This is a genomic window from Bacillus sp. MYb56 (genome assembly GCF_002976445.1).
Taxonomy (GTDB): domain Bacteria; phylum Bacillota; class Bacilli; order Bacillales; family Bacillaceae_G; genus Bacillus_A; species Bacillus_A mycoides.
In genome coordinates this window covers 370,137-385,462 of sequence record NZ_PCOH01000003.1, presented here as the reverse complement: position 1 = coordinate 385,462, position 15,326 = coordinate 370,137, and the positions used below count along the sequence as shown (strand labels likewise).

The window sequence follows — 15,326 nt, the reverse complement described above, 5'->3', positions numbered from 1 at the left end:
AAAACCCCGAATCATGGGGCTTTTTTTAAGTGTCCATGATTCGGGGTACAGTTCACTATTGCAGTTGCTTTTATTTCTTCCGTCAGAGAGGGCTGAGAAAGAACTATGCTCATTTATAGTATATGAATAGCTAACGGACAAGCTTGTACATTTTAACTATTTTTTAAAAAATAGTTATTGACTTTGATAATCAATTTCAATTAATCTAATGGTATAATTGAAAATGATAATTATTATCAATTAAACAGATGAGGAACCTTAATGAGAAAAACATTTCACCTTTTACGAAGGGGATTAAAAAATAAAGATGTTGATAAGCATATTGAATGGCAACGAAATGTAATTCGTTCTGAATATGTAGATGAGAAGAGTACACTTCAAACAGAAAAAGAGATACAAGGTAAAAGGAGAGGTTCAGTTGAGTAAGTTAGTAATGATTTTTGCAAGTATGAGTGGAAATACAGAGGAAATGGCTGACCATATTGCGGGTGCGATTCGTGAAACAGAAAATGAGATTGAAGTAATTGATATTATGGATACACCAGAAGCTTCTATATTAGAGCAATATGACGGGATTATTTTAGGTGCTTATACTTGGGGAGATGGTGATCTTCCTGATGATTTTTTAGATTTTTATGATGCAATGGATTCTATTAACTTAACTGGTAAAAAAGCAGCGGCATTCGGTTCTTGTGATTCGGCTTATCCGAAATACGGGGTAGCGGTTGATATTTTAATAGAAAAGCTGCAGGAGCGCGGGGCAGCAGTTGTGTTAGAAGGATTGAAAGTAGAATTAACGCCAGAAGATGAAGATGTAGAAAAATGTTTACAGTTTGGAGCTGAATTCGTAAAACACCTTTCTTAATGGCAGAAGGGAGATGAAGAGCAATTGCATGAGAAAATCTCAATCAAAACGATGACAGATTACCATTTGTATGATTTTATGCGTTGTCCGCATAAATTTTATTTCCGTCATATAAAAAGAAGAGAACCTTCTTCATTTGAATGGCAACAAATAGCGCAAATGATTGTGAATCAAATTATTAATGAATATTACACGCTACCTGCGGGCCAACAAACGAAAATTGTACTTTTAATATTAATAGAAAAGTATTGGAAAAAAGTAAGGATTAATATGTTTGCTTCAAAGGCGGAGTACTATATTGTTTTAGCGAAGCTAACTGATCACTTATTACAGTTTGTTGAAAGGGATGATAGTCAGGCACCGCCGTTATTTTTATATGAGAAGTTTCAAACATATATGGAAGAGTTAGGTGTCCACATGTCATTGACATTTGAAGTTGGTGAGTGGAGTGCTGAATCGTTTGTAATTAAAAAGTATGTTGTTGATGCGGATGAGGAAATGCTTGCTCTTTGTCAGAAGCTAATGACAGTATTCAGTTATAAAGCTTTCGGTATTCTTCCAGGGAAAATTGAAGTTATTAATTTAATAGAAGGAACTAAGTATGAGTACATTCCAAAGCAGGAAGATATTATAACTGGAATGGATGATTTATTTAGAATGAAAGAAATGTTGCAGCAACCTGAGCACTATACAGAGCGTCATTTTCGTTCTGAGTGTATGAGTTGTGCGTTTCGTAGTGAATGCCAAAGGGAAGAAGTAAAGAGAGAAGCGAAGCAGAAGAAAAATATAGTACATTAAAGGATGCAAATTTGCATCCTTTTTTGTTATTGACATGAAAAGCTTTTCATCATTTACGGTATATTTGTAGCAGATTAATAAAGGGAGGAATAATCAATGAAAGATGAAACGGCAGTATTTCAATGGTTAAAAGAACAGAATGCTCCTTTTGGAATTCAACTGCAAATTTTACAGGCATTTCAATTGTATAAAGTTATTGTTGAAATGGATAAAAAGTTAATGATGTATGAGGAGAGAGAGTATAGGGAGAGAATTTAATCTCGTCCCTGTAGTATTGCTTTAAGCTGTTCTTCATTCTTCTTTAATGTTATTTCGTTGTTTGTTTCAATGTTATAAATAAGGTTATGTAGTAAAGGGCTGTATTGATAAAAGGTAGTGATGCGGTGAATGAGTAATGGATCGCGGTGAGAAATAAGTGCACTGTATTGTTCATATACAGATGTAGTAAACTCATGACCGAAATCATAATATAGCCCAGCAAAATCAAAAGCGGGATCGCCAATTTGAGCATCTCCAAAATCGATAACACCTGAAATGGTTTTGTTCTGCGTATTAAATAAAATGTGATGATGTGTAAAGTCAGCATGAATGATTGTATTTTGAAAGGTAGATTTAGCTATATTGGTAAAGAAATTTTCGAATAAACGATTTAAGGCTGATTTCTGTAATGAAGTAAGATTGTTAGTAAGATATTGATTTAATTTTGTTTGTAGCTCTTTCCAGTAGATAAGTGTTTTTTCGATAGGGAATCCTAGCGTTTCAACACGTTTTAAAGGAATACTATGTAAAGTCGCAAGGAAAGTGGCTAATTGTGTAATAATTACTTCAAGTTCTTTTTTCTCTAGCTTTGCAACTATTTCGGTTGTTAACGGTTCACCAAGAATGAGAGGATAATAGCTGCAAAATGGAACGGTATTACAATTATTCTTATACAATAAATGATACTTAGGAATCTCGATTTCTTGTAATAAATGAGAAAGAATTGTGCACAGTTCTTTTTCTAACGGAATTCGGTTTGCATATTCAAGTTTTCGTGGGAAACGAAATAGTAGTTCGTCATTTATAATAACCGTTATATTATCCCACCCTTCTTCATTTTGTATATATGAATGTATAGAAAGATCTGGTAGAGCTTCTTTTATATATTGTTTGTAAGAGTCCATAATTGTTCCTCGTTTCTAAGTTAAAGGTAGGTTATTCTACTTTATAATATCAGAATTTTCTTTCTATATGTTAAAATATCACTATCATTAATGGAGGAGGGTGGGGTGCATTACGAAGAAAAGAATATTAATCATTTCTCTATGTATCGCTTTTGGATTGTTTTGGCCATATAAAGAGGAGGTTTTTGCCACCTTTAAACCGATAGATCGCTACGAGTTAAATAAGGAATTAAAGAACAAAAGTATAGAAACTTTAACTGATAAAGAAATGAAAATGATAGGAGAACACTTTGTGACAGCGCAACTATCAGTGTTTGAGTTTAATAATAAAGAAGATGTGAAACGAAAAGGTGAAGAAATATTTGTAAATAGAGGGTATGAACAGTTAATAGAAAATTATTACCCAAACCGTTTTCGGGATTTAGAGTATAAATTTACAAACGAAGAGATACGTGAAGAGACAGATGAGAGTTTTCGCTATCATGCTGTAGCGTACGTTACTGGTATTGAAAATGGCAAGAGAAGTGAAATTAAATTATGACATGAAAATTGTAAAGGTTAATAATTTATTCATGGTGTTAGAACAAAAACAATATGTACAATAAAAAACCCTCTAGAAGCAGAGGGACTTTAAAGATTTTCATTTTGTTGACCAAGTTCTTTTTGAGCAATGTATAAATTTCCTTGCTCAACTTGTTTCAGTGTATGAACAGAATCTCCTGCATATCCTTTTTCTGTTTTAACAGTTCTTTTTGAACGATTTGAATCTTGTTTCTTCATATAATAGACCACCCTTCCTTAAAAATAGACGAAAATGATGAGCGCGAGTAATACAGCTGCGAAAATGGTAATGCCCATTAAAAAAGAAGTGTTTTTATATTTAGGTGGCTTATGTACATCTTGCCGATATCCAGGTGAAATTTCAGGGGCGAATTCTTCATCGAATGATTGTTTCTTTTGTTTTTCGTCCATATGTATCCACCTTTCTTTTTCATTATGTTACACGTTACAAGAAAAAATATGCATGAAGAAAACAGCCGCTATATCATTAGCGGCTGCTTTGCGTTGTATATTTTCTTTGTACTTGAAAGAGACGGATAAGCAGGAAGATTGCTCCAAATGCTAGACCGATAATAAGACCAATCCAATACCCTTTCGCTGCCCAGTCAGTATAAGTTGCTAATATGTAGCCAAGAGGTAGACCTATTACCCAATAAGCGATTAATGTCATAATTAAGGCAACATTTACGTCTTTATAACCACGAAGAGCTCCTTGTACTGGAGTTGCAATCGCATCTGAAATTTGAAATAAAATCGCGAATACAAGAAATTCTTTTGCTAAATGATGGACATTTGCATTTGTCGTATAAATAGAAGCAATTTCATCATCAAAGAAATAGAGAAGGATTGAATATAAAAGAGCGAAAGCAAGGGCTAATCCGATTCCGATAAATCCATATTGTTTCGCATTATTGTATCGTTTTGCTCCAACTTCAAATCCAACGGCTATCGTCATTGCCATTGCTAAACTTAAAGGAGTCATATATAACAAGGAAGCAAAGTTCATAGCTGCTTGATGTGCTGCTATTGTTGTCGTACTAAAATTACTCATCATAAGTGTTACCGCAGCGAAAATACTCGTCTCAAAAAAGATAGCAAATCCGATAGGGACGCCAAGTTTCAGGAATTCCTTCCAGATTGTAAAGGAAGGGCGGTATAACTGTTTAAAGATATTGAAAGAAGCGAAAGGCTCTTTCGTACGAATAATAATAACCGTAATAATTAAAATACACCAATAGGTTGCTGCAGAAGCGATTGCCGCACCGACACCACCGAGTTTTGGAAAGCCAAAGTGACCAAAAATTAATAAGTAATTTAATACTACATTAATTGGTAATGATAGTAATGTAATAATCATCGTTGTTCGAGTTTTTCCTAATGCATCAATAAATCCACGTAAAACGGTGTAAGTAAATAAAGGGATAATTCCAATCGCGATAATAATTAAAAATTGTGCTGCAATACGTTCCACGGGTTCTTCTAATTGCATGCCATTTAAAATAGGTGAAACAGCGAAGAATCCGATAAGGATAACAACGAAACTAGCACAAATTGCTAAATATACTGCTTGTATGACAATGTGGGGAACGTCCTCCTTTTTCTTTGATCCAACGAGCTGTGCAACAATAGGAGTAGTAGCCATTAAAATTCCTGTTAAGCCGGTACTAACGGGAAGCCATATACTTGTTCCGATAGCAACACCCGCTAAATCAATAGGACTCGCATGTCCTGACATTGTCGTATCAAAAAAGCTCATCGCAAATAATGACATTTGCGTTACAAAAATCGGGAAAAAGAGTAATAAAAATTGCTTTAACTTTTGTGAGAATGAATTAGTTTCTTTCATAAAATCCCCTTTCAACGTAAAAAACAAACTCTTATTATCATACAATTTAATCAAAAAATAGAAAAGAAATAAGCGTATACAACAAATGAAATCAATAAAAAAAGGATGCACTTTGAAAAGGGATAAGGTATTATGATAAGGTGTGAAAAAATTACATATGCGTTATTAAGGAGGCACTAATTGTGGCTGATTGGTTAATTGGATTAATCATGGGTGCTGTTGAAGGTTTAACAGAGTTTCTACCAGTATCATCAACAGGACATATGATTTTAACAGGACACTTAATTGGATTTGAAGACGATAGAGCGAAAGTTTTCGAAGTTGTTATTCAGTTGGGATCGATTTTAGCAGTTGTTGTTATATTTTGGAAGCGTTTATGGTCATTGGTTGGAATAGGGAAAGTAACAGATGGGCCATCGTTAAATTTATTACATATTATTATCGGGATGATCCCTGCCGGAATTCTTGGTGTATTATTCCATAGTACAATTAAAGAAGTTTTATTCGGTCCAGGACCGGTTGTTATTAGCTTAGTAGTTGGTGGTATTTTAATGATTGTTGCTGAGAAGTTTTCAAAACCAAGTACAGCAAGAACGTTAGATGAAATTACATATAAGCAAGCATTTACAATTGGAATGTTCCAATGTTTAGCACTTTGGCCAGGATTTTCTCGTTCTGGATCAACAATAAGTGGTGGTTTATTAGCTCGCGTTTCGCATACAGCGGCAGCTGAATATACGTTCATTTTAGCGGTACCAATGATGGTAGCTGCAAGTGGCTTAGATTTAATTAAAAGCTGGGATATATTAAGCTCGGCTGATATAACGTTATTTGCAACTGGATTTATTACAGCATTCGTTGTTGCGTTGCTTGCAATCGTTTCATTCTTAAAATTATTAGCTCGTGTAAAACTAACACCGTTCGCTTACTATCGTTTCATTTTAGCTGCGGTATTCTATTTCTTCATTATGTAATAAAAAAACCTGCCGAAATCGGCAGGTTTTTTTATTTTACTACTTTCTCAATCATGCTTTCCATTACATGTTCCCAAAGAGAAGTATCATCAGCTAATGTAGCACGGAAATTAGCATACATTTCTTTTTGTTTCTCTTCGAATGTTGGATCCTCTTTTTCAGGTAATGTAGCGCGCATTGAAGTTACTAATTCTTGTACTTTTGGAGCGCGTGGTCCAAAGACGGCTTGTTCATTTCCGTCTTTATCAATGAAAATAAAGATTGGAATCGCACGTGCTGTTCCGTTTGTTAAGTATTGATCCATTAACTCTAAGTTTTCATCGCGAATTAATAAACGCATATCAATATTTGCAACTTCAGAAATTCGTTTCATAACAGGTACACATAAAAGAGCGTCGCCGCACCAGTCAGCTGTTAATACGATAACGCGCCAGCCATCATTTTGACGTTCTTCTAAAACTGGAAGTAATTCATTTGGAATTAAAAAGTTATTGTAAATGTGTAATAGCTCGTATTGGTTTACTTTCATTTCATTCACATATGTATCAAAGGACATGCCTTTATCAGCCCATTGTAGTAAGTTCATAAGTAACACCTCTTTAGTATGATTTATTTTTATTGTACCAATTTTTATATAGAAAAGCTTGTATTCTTACTCTTTCTTATCACTAAATAATTTATTTAGTGTGTAAAGGAATAGTGCGACACATAATTCAGCTATGTTGGGCATTTGTACACTCTCTATCCAGTCATCGGCGGTATGTATGACAAACCAATCTAACGTAATTTCAATTATAGAGAGCAGAGCAATTGAGAGCCAATTGGGCATACTTGTCATCATTGGATGTAGGAGCACTTTAAAGAAAATGAATATAAAATATGTAATACCGTCTAATAAAAGAATGAGTAAAAAAAAGAGTAGTAGAGCTGTTCTTGATGAATATTCTATACCTGTAATATGAAAGATTCCTACATATACAAAAAATATAAATGCAAAGAATATAATGAGAATAAGAATAACAACACTAATAATAATAGTCTTATCTTTTAGACTGAGATTAGAAAGTTTGTCTTCTTCACTCATTGCCCCAACTCCTTTTTCTGGAAAATCAATTTCATTGTACCATGAAATATCTATTGAAAAACTACGAATTATAGGGAAATAAGGTGACAAAAAGTAAGATTTCGTGTAAAATTATTAATAAGGTTTTTATTTAACTAAATTAAATAAAAGGGGCTGTCAAAGTTGTCTCAAAATCGAGAACAATTAATGGAAGAACTATCGACAAATGTTTTTGCAATGTTTCGCACGTTGCGTAATGATATTGGAAAAATATTTGGTGGTTACATACCGTGGAATGAGTTCATTGTCCTTAGAATATTGAACCGTACGAATAAAGAAATGGTCTCACGTGTAGCTAATGAGTTAAATGTGTCGAATAGTCATATTACAGCTGTTACAGAAAAATTAATTAATAAAGGCTTTGTAACTCGTTCACGTTCTACATCAGATCGCCGAGTTGTATATTTAGAGATTACAGAACAAGGGAAAGAGTTAGTTGCGAAAATGGAAGGTGAGAAAAAGAAATATTTACAAGAAAGATTTTCCGCACTTTCAGAAGATGAAATGGATATAATGATATCTATTTCTAAAAAACTTATTTAAATAATTACAAATAAGAAAACGCTTACCTAATTAAAAAGAAGACCTTCCTCATATATGGAAGGTCTTCTTCTGTGTGTAATAGATGATAAAAAATAAAATGTGTATGAAAAAAGATAGAGCGCCATACTACTAATAAAGGAAGGAGGGAGAAATATGACGAATCGTAATGGTAGTCAAGGAAGTGGAAATCAAGGTTCACCAAAATCAGGGCAATTCCAGCAGGAGTTTAGTACTGAATTTGAAACGGGAAATGATAATAAAGGAAAAGAATATCGTTCGAAAAAAGGAAGTAAATCAAAAAAGGAGTGAACGATTTCACTCCTTTTTTGATTTAAGATGCTGCAGATTGATCCGTATTATATTTTTCTTCTGATTTTGCAACAATCATTGCACAAATTGCATCACCGGAAATATTGACAGCAGTTCTAGACATATCTAGAATGCGGTCAATACCGATAATTAAAGCAATGCCTTCTACTGGTAGATTTACTTGATTTAAAACCATCGTAAGCATTACTAGTCCAACACCTGGTACACCTGCAGTACCGATACTAGCTAGTACAGCAGTTAATACGACCATAGCTAATTGTGGTAATGTAAGTTCAACGCCGTATACTTGAGCGATAAATACAGTTGCTACCCCTTGCATAATAGCAGTACCATCCATATTAATCGTTGCACCTAGTGGTTGTACAAAAGAGCTTATCGCTTTTGGAACTCCAAGTTTTTCTTGGGCGGTTTTCATGGCAAATGGAAGGGACGCATTAGAGCTAGATGTACTAAACCCAATTGCCATTACCGGACCGAAATGTTTAAAGGAACGAATAATACTTTCTTTGGCTAGTACCTTTAATAAGCCGACGTATACGAAGACACCGTGAATAATGAGTACCAACATAACGACAATCATATACTTGAACATCGCAGCGACGCCTGCAAGACCCATTTTACCAACGGACGAAGCGAGCAACCCGAATGTTCCGATTGGAGCTAATTTCATGACGAGATTAACAAGATACATTATTAATTCGTTGCCCTGTTCAAGTAATGAATGGACACCTTGAACTCGTTTTCCTAAAACAGCTAAACCGAGTCCGATCAATGCGGCAAAGGCAATAATTTGTAGCATGTTCCCATCAGCCATCGCTTTTGCTGGATTATCTGGCACAATATTCAGCAATGTATCAACGAAAGATGTTTCAGTTTTTGCACCTTCATACGTAAGCCCGTCTGTTTTAAAGTTACCGCCAGCTCCTGGTTTTATGATAAGTGCAAATGTAACTGCAATAGAGATAGCGACAGCTGTTGTTACGAGAAAGAATGAAATTGATTTTAAACCAATTCTTCCAAGTTGTTTCGGATCTCCAAGACCAGCAGCCCCAAGTACGATAGAAATGAACACAACAGGAACAACTAGCATTTTAATAAGTCGAATAAACAGTTGACCAAGTGGATTGAACGCATATTGATTCAATGGCTCAAAAATAGATGGAGCAGCTAAATTTAAAGTGAGTCCGACAACTAGACCGAGAAATAATGCAATTAAGATTGCCTTTGTTTTTGTAAAAATGCTTTCTAAATTAATTATACCGAAAAAATACCTATTTTGACAATATCTTCTGAATATTTAGTATAAAACTGTCTGTTTCAATGTATATAGTCCAGTTTTGCTGAAATATGTGGAAAGAATACATTTATGTATTTGGAAAAAAATAGACCATCACATGATGGCCTAGGGAAGGGGACAATTTATATCAATTTAATTAGGGATGGAAGCTATTCAAAGACACTGGGGAATGTCTTATAAATTAGGGAGGAACAGCTTCGATACATATACTATAAAAGGTGGATGTGATCCTCGTGTGAACATGGAGTGAAAGAGAGAGGGAGTTTCAAATAAAAGATAGAAAGAATAAAAAAATAAGACCATCACATATAGGATGGTCAAAGGAAGGGGACAATTTATGTCAATTTAATTAGGGATGGAAAGCTGTTCAAGACACTGGGGAATGTCTTATAAATTAGGGAGGAACAGCTCCGATACATATACTATAAAAGGTAGATGTGACCCTCGTGTGAACTTGGAGTGAAAGATATGGGAATTTGAAAAGGGATAAAATAGTTATTGTAAGAGTTATAAGTGGAGATATAATAGAAAATATTCTTTTGTAAAACGATAGGAGTCTGAATATAAATAAAAGTTGAAATCTATGAAAAAAAGGATTATGCTCAACTATATTATGAGAATATAAGGTTTATCCCGCTACTTGTAGGCTCTTAAAAAGTCTTTATTTATGAGGGGATAAAAGCTTCACTTGATAAAGGGAGTTAGTGATATGGAAGTAGCAAAAAAACAAGGGTTGTATAATCGTTTTATACGATTGAATCCACCACAAATTTTAGCATTAGGCTTTTTTTGTTTAATTGTGGTCGGAGGGTTGTTATTAAAGTTACCGTTTGCAACGAAAGTACATATTAGTTGGGTAGATGCTTTCTTTACAGCTACGTCGGCAGCGACTGTAACCGGTTTAGGTGTTGTAGATACTGCGAGTACGTTTACGATGTTTGGTGAAATTGTTATTATGTTTTTAATTCAAACGGGTGGTCTCGGTCTTATGACGATAGCCATTTTAATTGTTTGGGTATTAGGGAAAAAAATTGGTTTACGCCACCGATTATTAATTGGAGAAGCATTTAATCAAACAAATATTGGTGGTCTTGTGAAATTAGTAAAACGTGTTTTTATTTTTTCTATTTGTATTGAGCTAATTGGAGTTATCTTTTTATCGATTCGCTTTATTCCAGAGTTTGGTTTTGGAAAAGGTTTATACTATAGTATTTTTCACGTTATTGCGTCATATAATAATGCCGGCTTTGCGCTTTGGCCAGATAATTTAACAAGATATGTAGGAGATCCTATTATTAATATTGGGATTTGTTCTTTAATTGTAATAGGAGGGTTAGGGTTTACGGTATTAATTGATATATGGTATAGCCGTAGTTTCCGAAAATTATCACTGCACTCCAAAATCATGATTGTTGGAACGATAGCACTTAATGTTATTGCGATGATTGTGATTTTTGTATTGGAATATAATAATGTGAAGACTTTGGGGCACTTATCTTTAAATGAAAAATTATGGGCTTCGTTCTTCCAAGGAATTACACCTCGTACAGCTGGTTTTAACACGGTAGATTATGGGGGGATGGAAGAGTCATCGATACTATTTACAATGGTATTAATGTTTATTGGTGCGGGAAGTGTATCGACAGGCGGTGGAATTAAGTTAACGACATTCGTTATTTTAATTACATCAGTTCTTTCTTTCTTTAGAAAGAAAGAGGATTTTGTTTTATTTCAGCGTACGATTAAAATGTCGACAGTAACGAGAGCGTTAGCAATTGTCGTTGCTAGTCAAATACTTATTTTTACAGCGGTATTTGTATTAATGCTTACAGAAGACTTCAGTTTTATTCAGTTATTATTTGAGACAATTTCAGCGTTTGGTACAGTAGGGTTAACAATGGGGATTACTGCGAAGCTATCGGCGTTTGGAAAATGTATTATTATGTTTGTTATGTTTTGTGGATTAATCGGACCGTTAACACTTGTGTTCTCTTTGGCACGACCAGCAAAACAAAAAATTAAATATCCATCAGAAGATGTATTTACAGGATAAGGTATCCCGCATAAAGCGAGATACCTTTTTCTTTTTAAAAAAGAGAGAACAATAAACCAATAAGCGCCACTCGGAATAAAATCGCAATGAGTGCAGCGATACCACCCACAATGGCAGCGGTACCGCCAGTTACAGTAGCCCCGCGATTATAAGCGTAAATACCAAGTAGAACAGACACAAGACCAAATAGTGTTGGGAATGTGAATAATGATAATATTGCTAAGGCAAGAGCAATGAAACCAGCAGTCGATCCAGCTGCAGACGATCTTACATCATCGTTATCTTTATCATCATAATCGATACGCTGTGGTGCAACTTCAGCTGCGTATTCTTCTTTATAATCACTATCTATTCGATCTCTTTTTTTATATTCATCAAATTTCTCAGTCAAAGTAAGGACTCCTTTCATAACAAGGTTCAATAGTAGTATGTTTCTCTTTACTGTTTTTATCCCGCTATTTGCGAGCAGTGAGACTCCCACCTCAAAATTTGGCTGGAGCCCTGCGGCTCGTAAACGCCCGATTGGTGTGGGCTAATAATCAGTGGGGGATGAACAAAACCTCCACTGATTAAAGTTTCACTTTATCCGAACTTGTACAGGGAGTAATATCCAATTGGAAAGTGGAAAATGTTTTTTCAAAATAGGAAAACTTAGTATGACTTCCTCTATTTTGGAAAGTATAAAAAAGAATAATGAGGAAAGGGTGTAGTACATAATGGAACATCCAATTGAAAATTTAATGAAAACAGCAATGACAAATTTAAAAGAGATGGTAGATGTAAATACGATTGTTGGAAGTCCGGTTTCAACAGCTGACGGAAATGTAGTATTAACAGTATCTCAAGTGGCTTTTGGTTTTGGAGCTGGTGGAAGTGACTTTAAAGGTGATTTTATTTCCGAAAAACATAACGGCGGACAAGGGCAGCATAAAGAGAACAAGCAAAGTCATCCATTCGGAGGCGGAAGCGGGGCTGGGGTTTCTATTAGCCCAGTTGCTTTTTTAGTAGTTGGTTCTAACGGTGTGCAAGTGTTGCATCTCAATAGTAGTACACATTTAATTGAAAAAGCGTTAAATACTGTGCCAAGCACTGTGGATAAATTTGTGAATGGTCGCCAAAAGTGAACTTGCATTTTTTAGGAATTATGATATATTAGAAAAAGTGCGCTTTATGACGATCGGAATAATTGAACTGTAAATATATATGATGTGTGGAATAAGGGAGAGGAATTTATGATTAATATCAAAAACTTAGTAGTTGGCTTATGTATGTTAGTAAGCGGTTTTGTTGTATATGTAATAAAAGAAAAAGCTCCATTCTAAAACAGACAAACCGTTAATGTCTGTTTTTAATTTGTAAAAAATGTTGACAAGTTATTGTATTGGTGTTAAAATTTTAATTCGTGTCTCGGTTAAAGCTAGTGTAAAGTAAATAAATCTTATGAATATAATACGAAAAGTTTGCGAAAGATCGGGTAGTCTTACCAACAACTTTTGTGAACAAACCCTATAAATTGTATATGTAAGCTTTATATGTATACTAGTGAATCAAGGAGCGGTCAGTGGAACCGTAATGATGAGAGAGAGGTAGGGCTTTCATCCAGTATATGTTACTTTCCCGTTAGGTGAATATAAAAAAGAGGGCTCCTTTTGAAAAGGAGCCCTCTTTCTATAAATAAATTGAAACTATAATCAGTGGGACCATTCCATTCCCTTTACATGTTAGCTCACAAATAATGTGATAAAAATGATTAAGTGCGGTTTTCAACTTGCTGACAAATTTCATCTGTTGTTAAACCATGTGCTTTAATTACAGATCCTTTTATCGATGTATCTGCAATGCCCATCATATTAGAATCTTGCCCGGTTACAACGCAACAATCACACCCATGTGCATCATTTTCAGAGTTAAGTGAAACGACTTCATGTCCTTGTTGCTGAAGAGCTTGTTGAACATCTGTTAAAGAGTTCTCAACACCAATTCTAGCCATAATTTTCACCTCCTACCATCTAGTTGCTAGTATGCTCAAGTCCATAGCATATATTTATGAAAAGATGGTAGGAAGAGAATATTTGTTTAGTCGTTATATACACCAGTAAGCATTTGACTAACGAATTGATCATTTAATGTATCTTGTGCTGAACTGTTATTAGACTGAATATCGATTGAAGCTGTGTAGTTGTTATGTTTCCTACTATTTGGTTCTACTTCAACGTAATTATCGAATTTACAAAATCCTTTCGTATCCATTAGATCAAATAGTTGTAGCATTTCTACTACCTCTTGTCTCGTTCCTTTAATTTGTACACACGCCATTGTTATTTCCTCCTTCAATTTGACAAATTGTTTTTTAAAAATAGGATTATGATTACTAAATGAAAAATATGAATGTTATTTTTAGACAGCGTTATTTTTGTTATTTTCCCCCTTTTTCACCAAAAGTCGTTGTATATTCCCGGATTTATAAAATCGGACGTCCGTTTATTGAATACAATAGATTCGTATCAATTGGCGAAAACCCTTCTTTTAAACAAATATTTTTTTTAGTAGAATTTGACGAAAAAAATTTTTTGACTTTTTGTAAACGTTAACAATGTTATTAAATCAATATGAACAAAGATGTACGTACGATTAAAAATTAAAAATTTTCTAAAAATTCACTTGATTTATTTGAAAAGGAGAGTAGACTAGGAAACAATAAAAAACTCATAGAACATAGGGGGCGCTTTCAAGTGAACGAGCAGTGGATTTTCTTAAATGGAGAATTTGTTCCAAAAGACGAAGCAAAGGTTTCAGTATATGATCATGGCTATTTATATGGCGATGGAGTGTTCGAAGGAATTAGGGTATATAGCGGTAATGTTTTCCGTTTGAGAGAGCATCTTGTCCGGTTATATGAATCAGCGAAATCCATCATGTTAGAAATTCCATATACGTTAGAAGAAGCAACGAAAATCGTTGTTGAAACGATTCGACAAAACAAACTATCTAATGGATATATCCGCCTCGTTGTATCAAGAGGACCTGGGAACTTGGGATTAGATCCCGATTCTTGTACGAAACCAAATGTAGTAGTAATTGCAGAGCAATTATCTTTATTTCCACAAGAATATTATGAAAAAGGGATTCCGATTATAACAGTTGCAACGCGTCGCAATCGCCCGGATGTTTTATCGCCTCAAGTAAAATCTTTAAATTACTTAAATAATATTTTAGTTCGCATTGAGGCGAAATTAGCTGGAGTACAAGAAGCACTTATGTTAAATGACCAAGGATATGTAGCTGAAGGCTCTGGAGATAATGTATTTATTGTGAAGGGAAATAAATTAATTACACCACCAAGTTCTGCTGGAGCGTTAGAAGGTATTACACGAAACGCGATTTTAGAAATCGGCGAAAAACTTGGATATGACGTAAGAGAAGAATTATTTACAAGGCATGATGTATATGTAGCTGATGAAGTGTTTTTAACAGGAACAGCTGCTGAAGTAATTGCTGTTACGACAGTAGATGGAAGAACGATTGGTTTAGGTAGAACAGGGCCACATACGAATCGTTTATTAGAAGAATTCCGTAAATTAGTTGTAGAAGATGGAGAGAAAATTTACGAAGAAAATAAAGTTGGATAATAGCTCTTATGACATGATAAAGCGTTGATAGGGAGGAGTAGTTGACTGTGAAGCCTCACAGAGAGTCGGTGGTTGCTGGAAACCGATGGTTCACGTCGACGAACATCACCCTTGAGTGCTAAGCTGAAACGTTTGTTTAGGCTT

22 protein-coding genes, 1 pseudogene and 1 other annotated feature (1 of these 24 only partly in view) are annotated in these 15,326 nt (G+C 34.6%); of the genes and pseudogenes, 13 read left to right on the top strand and 10 right to left on the bottom strand.

All coding sequences use genetic code 11. From position 1 onward, the window contains the following. Positions 1-261 precede the first annotated feature (261 nt). The 4 genes from CQ058_RS31745 to CQ058_RS31740 all read left to right on the top strand — a co-directional run bounded on the left by CQ058_RS31745 (position 262) and on the right by CQ058_RS31740 (position 1,921). Entirely contained in the window at positions 262-426 is a 165-nt protein-coding gene (locus CQ058_RS31745; protein ID WP_002011628.1) for a hypothetical protein, read from the top strand. Beyond that, entirely contained in the window at positions 419-865 is a 447-nt protein-coding gene (locus CQ058_RS06830; protein WP_002086759.1) for a flavodoxin, read from the top strand. The genes CQ058_RS31745 and CQ058_RS06830 overlap by 8 nt, the downstream gene beginning before the upstream one ends. Before the next feature lie 24 nt (positions 866-889). After that, the gene (locus CQ058_RS06825; RefSeq protein WP_002193249.1) at positions 890-1,663 is read left to right on the top strand and encodes a hypothetical protein; all 774 of its coding nucleotides are present in this window, start codon (positions 890-892) and stop codon (positions 1,661-1,663) included. 96 nt (positions 1,664-1,759) lie between these two features. Beyond that, on the top strand, positions 1,760-1,921 hold the full coding sequence (locus CQ058_RS31740) for a hypothetical protein (protein ID WP_002126244.1): 162 nt from the start codon (positions 1,760-1,762) through the stop codon (positions 1,919-1,921). On the opposite strand, the gene CQ058_RS06815 is transcribed toward CQ058_RS31740, so the two are convergent. Next, entirely contained in the window at positions 1,918-2,826 is a 909-nt protein-coding gene (locus CQ058_RS06815) for an aminoglycoside phosphotransferase family protein (protein WP_002193247.1), read from the bottom strand. The two genes, CQ058_RS31740 and CQ058_RS06815, sit on opposite strands and share 4 nt — an antisense overlap. A gap of 100 nt (positions 2,827-2,926) precedes the next feature. On the opposite strand from CQ058_RS06815, the pseudogene CQ058_RS06810 reads away from it, so the two are divergent. Continuing rightward, positions 2,927-3,431 (top strand): annotated as a pseudogene (locus CQ058_RS06810) (biotin transporter BioY). Positions 3,432-3,456: 25 nt separating this feature from the next. Here the strand turns inward: CQ058_RS06810 and CQ058_RS31735 are convergent. The 3 genes from CQ058_RS31735 to CQ058_RS06790 all read right to left on the bottom strand — a co-directional run bounded on the left by CQ058_RS31735 (position 3,457) and on the right by CQ058_RS06790 (position 5,233). Continuing rightward, positions 3,457-3,606, bottom strand: coding sequence for a hypothetical protein (locus CQ058_RS31735; RefSeq protein ID WP_000743737.1), 150 nt, complete (start codon positions 3,604-3,606; stop codon positions 3,457-3,459). A gap of 18 nt (positions 3,607-3,624) precedes the next feature. Next, positions 3,625-3,798, bottom strand: coding sequence for a hypothetical protein (locus CQ058_RS06800; RefSeq protein WP_002193244.1), 174 nt, complete (start codon positions 3,796-3,798; stop codon positions 3,625-3,627). Positions 3,799-3,874: 76 nt separating this feature from the next. Further along, positions 3,875-5,233 carry an MATE family efflux transporter gene (locus tag CQ058_RS06790; protein ID WP_002193243.1) on the bottom strand — a complete coding sequence of 453 codons (1,359 nt, stop codon included), beginning with the start codon at positions 5,231-5,233 and terminating at the stop codon, positions 3,875-3,877. 182 nt (positions 5,234-5,415) lie between these two features. Here CQ058_RS06790 and uppP point away from each other — a divergent pair, with 182 nt between their 5' ends. After that, the gene (gene uppP, locus CQ058_RS06785; protein WP_002011643.1) at positions 5,416-6,207 is read left to right on the top strand and encodes a bacitracin resistance undecaprenyl-diphosphatase; all 792 of its coding nucleotides are present in this window, start codon (positions 5,416-5,418) and stop codon (positions 6,205-6,207) included. A 31-nt stretch (positions 6,208-6,238) separates the two neighbouring features. Here the strand turns inward: uppP and CQ058_RS06780 are convergent, their stop codons facing one another. Next, positions 6,239-6,826 (bottom strand): thioredoxin family protein, encoded by a 588-nt coding sequence (locus tag CQ058_RS06780; RefSeq protein ID WP_078175613.1) that lies wholly within the window; start codon positions 6,824-6,826, stop codon positions 6,239-6,241. 33 nt (positions 6,827-6,859) lie between these two features. After that, on the bottom strand, positions 6,860-7,291 hold the full coding sequence (locus CQ058_RS06775) for a regulatory YrvL family protein (RefSeq protein ID WP_002193242.1): 432 nt from the start codon (positions 7,289-7,291) through the stop codon (positions 6,860-6,862). A 162-nt stretch (positions 7,292-7,453) separates the two neighbouring features. Between CQ058_RS06775 and CQ058_RS06770 the strand changes: the two genes are divergently transcribed. Beyond that, positions 7,454-7,873, top strand: a complete 420-nt coding sequence (locus tag CQ058_RS06770; protein ID WP_002064429.1) for a MarR family winged helix-turn-helix transcriptional regulator — start codon at positions 7,454-7,456, stop codon at positions 7,871-7,873. A gap of 153 nt (positions 7,874-8,026) precedes the next feature. Then, positions 8,027-8,182, top strand: a complete 156-nt coding sequence (locus tag CQ058_RS06765) for a hypothetical protein (protein ID WP_002011733.1) — start codon at positions 8,027-8,029, stop codon at positions 8,180-8,182. A gap of 22 nt (positions 8,183-8,204) precedes the next feature. On the opposite strand, the gene CQ058_RS06760 is transcribed toward CQ058_RS06765, so the two are convergent. Further along, a complete protein-coding gene (locus CQ058_RS06760; protein ID WP_033733090.1) occupies positions 8,205-9,443 on the bottom strand; it encodes a dicarboxylate/amino acid:cation symporter in 1,239 nt (412 codons plus the stop codon). 766 nt (positions 9,444-10,209) lie between these two features. On the opposite strand from CQ058_RS06760, the gene CQ058_RS06755 reads away from it, so the two are divergent. Then, the gene (locus CQ058_RS06755) at positions 10,210-11,553 is read left to right on the top strand and encodes a TrkH family potassium uptake protein (RefSeq protein ID WP_002140965.1); all 1,344 of its coding nucleotides are present in this window, start codon (positions 10,210-10,212) and stop codon (positions 11,551-11,553) included. 34 nt (positions 11,554-11,587) lie between these two features. On the opposite strand, the gene CQ058_RS06750 is transcribed toward CQ058_RS06755, so the two are convergent. After that, entirely contained in the window at positions 11,588-11,962 is a 375-nt protein-coding gene (locus tag CQ058_RS06750) for a hypothetical protein (RefSeq protein WP_002011728.1), read from the bottom strand. 307 nt (positions 11,963-12,269) lie between these two features. Here CQ058_RS06750 and ytfJ point away from each other — a divergent pair, with 307 nt between their 5' ends. After that, positions 12,270-12,677, top strand: a complete 408-nt coding sequence (ytfJ, locus tag CQ058_RS06745; protein ID WP_002030645.1) for a GerW family sporulation protein — start codon at positions 12,270-12,272, stop codon at positions 12,675-12,677. Between the two features lie 108 nt (positions 12,678-12,785). Next, complete coding sequence (locus CQ058_RS06740) at positions 12,786-12,875, top strand: hypothetical protein (RefSeq protein WP_000608225.1); 90 nt, start codon at positions 12,786-12,788, stop codon at positions 12,873-12,875. Between the two features lie 428 nt (positions 12,876-13,303). On the opposite strand, the gene CQ058_RS06730 is transcribed toward CQ058_RS06740, so the two are convergent. Then, positions 13,304-13,543, bottom strand: a complete 240-nt coding sequence (locus tag CQ058_RS06730; RefSeq protein WP_002011725.1) for a YkuS family protein — start codon at positions 13,541-13,543, stop codon at positions 13,304-13,306. Positions 13,544-13,629: 86 nt separating this feature from the next. Further along, entirely contained in the window at positions 13,630-13,869 is a 240-nt protein-coding gene (locus tag CQ058_RS06725; RefSeq protein ID WP_002011724.1) for a DUF3911 family protein, read from the bottom strand. Positions 13,870-13,928: 59 nt separating this feature from the next. Between CQ058_RS06725 and CQ058_RS32700 the strand changes: the two genes are divergently transcribed. Both CQ058_RS32700 and ilvE read left to right on the top strand, forming a co-directional pair. After that, the gene (locus CQ058_RS32700; protein WP_078184166.1) at positions 13,929-14,144 is read left to right on the top strand and encodes a hypothetical protein; all 216 of its coding nucleotides are present in this window, start codon (positions 13,929-13,931) and stop codon (positions 14,142-14,144) included. A 141-nt stretch (positions 14,145-14,285) separates the two neighbouring features. Beyond that, positions 14,286-15,182 carry a branched-chain-amino-acid transaminase gene (ilvE, locus tag CQ058_RS06715; protein ID WP_002011723.1) on the top strand — a complete coding sequence of 299 codons (897 nt, stop codon included), beginning with the start codon at positions 14,286-14,288 and terminating at the stop codon, positions 15,180-15,182. Positions 15,183-15,197: 15 nt separating this feature from the next. Next, positions 15,198-15,326 (top strand) — a binding site (T-box leader) (it continues 100 nt past the right edge of the window).

Coding starts and splice junctions, on each gene's coding strand:
- CQ058_RS31745 (WP_002011628.1), top strand. CDS start 262: ATGAGAAAAACATTTCACCTTTTACGAAGGGGATTAAAAAATAAAGAT.
- CQ058_RS31740 (WP_002126244.1), top strand. CDS start 1,760: ATGAAAGATGAAACGGCAGTATTTCAATGGTTAAAAGAACAGAATGCT.
- CQ058_RS06815 (WP_002193247.1), bottom strand. CDS start 2,826: ATGGACTCTTACAAACAATATATAAAAGAAGCTCTACCAGATCTTTCT.
- CQ058_RS31735 (WP_000743737.1), bottom strand. CDS start 3,606: ATGAAGAAACAAGATTCAAATCGTTCAAAAAGAACTGTTAAAACAGAA.
- CQ058_RS06800 (WP_002193244.1), bottom strand. CDS start 3,798: ATGGACGAAAAACAAAAGAAACAATCATTCGATGAAGAATTCGCCCCT.
- CQ058_RS06790 (WP_002193243.1), bottom strand. CDS start 5,233: ATGAAAGAAACTAATTCATTCTCACAAAAGTTAAAGCAATTTTTATTA.
- CQ058_RS06775 (WP_002193242.1), bottom strand. CDS start 7,291: ATGAGTGAAGAAGACAAACTTTCTAATCTCAGTCTAAAAGATAAGACT.
- CQ058_RS06765 (WP_002011733.1), top strand. CDS start 8,027: ATGACGAATCGTAATGGTAGTCAAGGAAGTGGAAATCAAGGTTCACCA.
- CQ058_RS06755 (WP_002140965.1), top strand. CDS start 10,210: ATGGAAGTAGCAAAAAAACAAGGGTTGTATAATCGTTTTATACGATTG.
- CQ058_RS06750 (WP_002011728.1), bottom strand. CDS start 11,962: ATGAAAGGAGTCCTTACTTTGACTGAGAAATTTGATGAATATAAAAAA.
- ytfJ (WP_002030645.1), top strand. CDS start 12,270: ATGGAACATCCAATTGAAAATTTAATGAAAACAGCAATGACAAATTTA.
- CQ058_RS06740 (WP_000608225.1), top strand. CDS start 12,786: ATGATTAATATCAAAAACTTAGTAGTTGGCTTATGTATGTTAGTAAGC.
- CQ058_RS06730 (WP_002011725.1), bottom strand. CDS start 13,543: ATGGCTAGAATTGGTGTTGAGAACTCTTTAACAGATGTTCAACAAGCT.
- CQ058_RS06725 (WP_002011724.1), bottom strand. CDS start 13,869: ATGGCGTGTGTACAAATTAAAGGAACGAGACAAGAGGTAGTAGAAATG.
- CQ058_RS32700 (WP_078184166.1), top strand. CDS start 13,929: ATGAAAAATATGAATGTTATTTTTAGACAGCGTTATTTTTGTTATTTT.